Source organism: Bradyrhizobium sp. (assembly GCF_036009065.1).
Taxonomy (GTDB): domain Bacteria; phylum Pseudomonadota; class Alphaproteobacteria; order Rhizobiales; family Xanthobacteraceae; genus Bradyrhizobium.
Genome location: NZ_DASYMN010000365.1, coordinates 1 through 3,065 on the forward strand (window position 1 = coordinate 1; position 3,065 = coordinate 3,065).

The 3,065-nt window shown below is 63.2% G+C and carries 3 protein-coding genes; all 3 read left to right on the plus strand.

Annotated elements, in window-relative coordinates; translation table 11 throughout:
- Nucleotides 1-1,494, plus strand: a 1,494-nt coding sequence (gene atpA, locus VGP39_RS22015) for a F0F1 ATP synthase subunit alpha (protein ID WP_327570207.1), incomplete at its 5' end; no start/stop codon positions are given.
- A gap of 116 nt (nucleotides 1,495-1,610) precedes the next feature.
- Nucleotides 1,611-2,489, plus strand: a complete 879-nt coding sequence (locus VGP39_RS22020; RefSeq protein ID WP_327570208.1) for a F0F1 ATP synthase subunit gamma — start codon at nucleotides 1,611-1,613, stop codon at nucleotides 2,487-2,489.
- Nucleotides 2,490-2,500: 11 nt separating this feature from the next.
- Nucleotides 2,501-2,902: an organic hydroperoxide resistance protein gene (locus tag VGP39_RS22025; RefSeq protein WP_327570209.1), complete on the plus strand. Its 402-nt coding sequence runs from the start codon at nucleotides 2,501-2,503 to the stop codon at nucleotides 2,900-2,902.
- The last annotated feature ends 163 nt before the right edge of the window (nucleotides 2,903-3,065 follow it).

Consider the following 3,065-nt stretch of genomic DNA (forward strand, 5'->3'; position numbering starts at 1 on the left):
GACCAGATCAAGAATTTCGGCCAGGAGGCTGAGGTTTCCGAAGTCGGACAGGTGTTGTCCGTCGGCGACGGCATTGCCCGCGTCTACGGCCTCGACAACGTCCAGGCCGGCGAGATGGTCGAGTTCGAGAACGGCACCCGCGGCATGGCGCTGAATCTGGAAACCGACAATGTCGGCATCGTGATCTTCGGCGCCGACCGCGAGATCAAGGAAGGCCAGACCGTCAAGCGCACCCGCGCCATCGTCGACACACCCGTCGGCAAGGGCCTGCTCGGCCGCGTGGTCGATGCGCTCGGCAATCCGATCGACGGCAAGGGCCCGATCCAGTCCGACAAGCGCATGCGCGTCGACGTCAAGGCGCCCGGCATCATTCCGCGCAAGTCCGTGAACGAGCCGATGGCCACGGGCTTGAAGGCCATCGACGCGCTGATCCCGATCGGCCGCGGCCAGCGCGAATTGATCATCGGCGACCGCCAGACCGGCAAGACCGCGATCGCGCTCGACGCCATCCTCAACCAGAAGCCGCTCAACGCCACCGGCGACGAGAAGATCAAGCTGTATTGCGTCTATGTGGCGATCGGCCAGAAGCGCTCGACCGTGGCGCAGTTCGTCAAGGTGCTGGAAGAGCAGGGCGCGCTGGAATATTCCATCATCGTTGCCGCGACCGCCTCCGATCCGGCGCCGATGCAGTACATCGCGCCGTTCACTGGCTGCACCATGGGCGAATATTTCCGCGACAACGGCATGCACGCCGTCATCATCTATGACGATCTGTCGAAGCAGGCGGTGGCCTATCGGCAGATGTCGCTGCTGCTGCGCCGCCCGCCCGGCCGCGAAGCCTATCCCGGCGACGTGTTCTATTTGCATTCGCGCCTGCTCGAGCGCGCAGCCAAGCTCAATGACGAGCACGGCTCGGGCTCGCTCACCGCGCTGCCGGTGATCGAAACCCAGGCCAACGACGTGTCGGCCTACCTCCCGACCAACGTGATCTCGATCACCGACGGCCAGATCTTCCTCGAAACCGACCTGTTCTTCCAGGGCATCCGGCCGGCGGTGAACGTCGGCCTGTCGGTGTCGCGGGTCGGATCGTCGGCGCAGACCAAGGCGATGAAGAAGGTCGCCGGCAAGATCAAGGGCGAGCTTGCGCAGTACCGCGAAATGGCGGCGTTCGCGCAGTTCGGCTCCGACCTCGACGCCTCGACCCAGCGCCTGCTCAACCGCGGCTCGCGCCTCACCGAACTCCTGAAGCAGCCGCAATTCTCGCCGCTGAAGATGGAAGAGCAGGTGGTGGTGATCTGGGCCGGCACCAACGGCTATCTCGATCCGCTCCCCGTAGCCAAGGTGCGCGCGTTCGAGGACGGCCTGCTCTCGCTGCTGCGCGGCAAGAACGTCGACATCCTCAACGCCATCCGCGACAGCCGCGATCTTTCCGACGACACCGCCGCCAAGCTCAAGGCAGTGGTCGAGGGTTACGCCAAGACGTTTGCTGCATAGTTTTTCCGTCATGGCCGGGCTCGTCCCGGCCATCCACGTCTTGAGACGTGGTAGACGCTTCAAGACGTGGATGCCCGGCACAAGGCCGGGCATGACGAACTTAAAGAACTTGAGAAATGGCTTCACTTAAAGACATGCGCGTCCGCATCGCCTCCACCAAGGCGACGCAGAAGATCACCAAGGCGATGCAGATGGTCGCGGCGTCGAAGCTGCGCCGCGCGCAAAACGCCGCCGAAGCCGCGCGGCCCTATGCCGAGAAGATGGACGCGGTGATCTCGAATATCGCCACTGCCGCGGCGGGTTCACCCGGCGCGCCGGTGCTGCTGGCCGGCACCGCCAGGGACCAGGTGCACCTCTTGCTGGTCTGCACCGGCGAGCGTGGTCTTAGCGGCGCGTTCAACTCCTCGATTGTGCGCCTCGCCCGCGAGCGCGCGCTGTCGCTGATGAACCAGGGCAAAGAGGTAAAGTTCTTCTGCGTCGGCCGCAAAGGCTATGAGCAGCTGCGTCGCACTTTTGAGAAGCAGATCGTCGAACACGTCGAACTGCGCTCGGTTCGCCAGCTTGCCTTCGCCAACGCAGAGGACATTGCCAACAAGGTGATCGCCCGCTTCGAGGCCGGCGAGTTCGATGTCTGCACGCTGTTCTACTCGCGCTTCAAGTCGGTGATCGCGCAGGTTCCGACCGCGCAGCAGATCATTCCGCTGGTGGTGGAAGCGCCGGCGGCGAATGCCGGTCCGGCGACCTCTTACGAATACGAGCCGGAAGAAGATGAAATCCTGGCCGGGCTGCTGCCGCGCAATCTCGCGGTGCAGATTTTCCGCGCGCTGCTGGAAAACAACGCCTCGTTCTACGGCGCGCAGATGAGCGCGATGGACAACGCCACCCGCAATGCCGGCGACATGATCCGCAAGCAGACCCTGATCTACAACCGAACCCGCCAGGCGATGATTACCAAGGAGCTGATCGAGATCATCTCCGGCGCCGAGGCAATCTGAGGAGAGTCAAGATGGCATATGTCACCAAGGCTACCACATCAGGCGGACGCAACGGCCGCGCGGTTCTCGAAAACGGGGTCCTCGGGCTGGCGATGGGTTTTCCGAAGGAGCTCGGCGGCGCCGGCGACGGCCATAACCCCGAGCAGCTGTTCGCGCTGGGCTGGTCGTCCTGCTACTGCCAGGCGCTGATGCTGATCGCGAAGAAGCACGGCATCGATGCCCAGGCCGCCAAAGTGACCTGCGAAGTCACGCTGAATACCGAGGGCGGCTTCAACCTCGCCGCCGAACTGAAGATTTCGGTCCCCGGCGCCGACAAGGACAAGGTGCAGGCGGCGGCGGAGGAAGCTCACACGGTCTGCCCCTATTCGAAGGCGACCAAAGGCAACATTCCGGTCAAGCTGACCGTTATTTAATTGGGCATGATCTTTTCCGAAAACCGGTATCCACTTTTCGGGATCATGCCCTAAGTTTCGGACTTCAAGGAGAGAGTTTTATGGCTACCCCTGCCAACCAGACCGGACGCATCACGCAGGTCATCGGCGCCGTCGTCGACGTGCAGTTCGAAGGACATCTGCC

Coding starts and splice junctions, on each gene's coding strand:
- VGP39_RS22020 (WP_327570208.1), top strand. CDS start 1,611: ATGGCTTCACTTAAAGACATGCGCGTCCGCATCGCCTCCACCAAGGCG.
- VGP39_RS22025 (WP_327570209.1), top strand. CDS start 2,501: ATGGCATATGTCACCAAGGCTACCACATCAGGCGGACGCAACGGCCGC.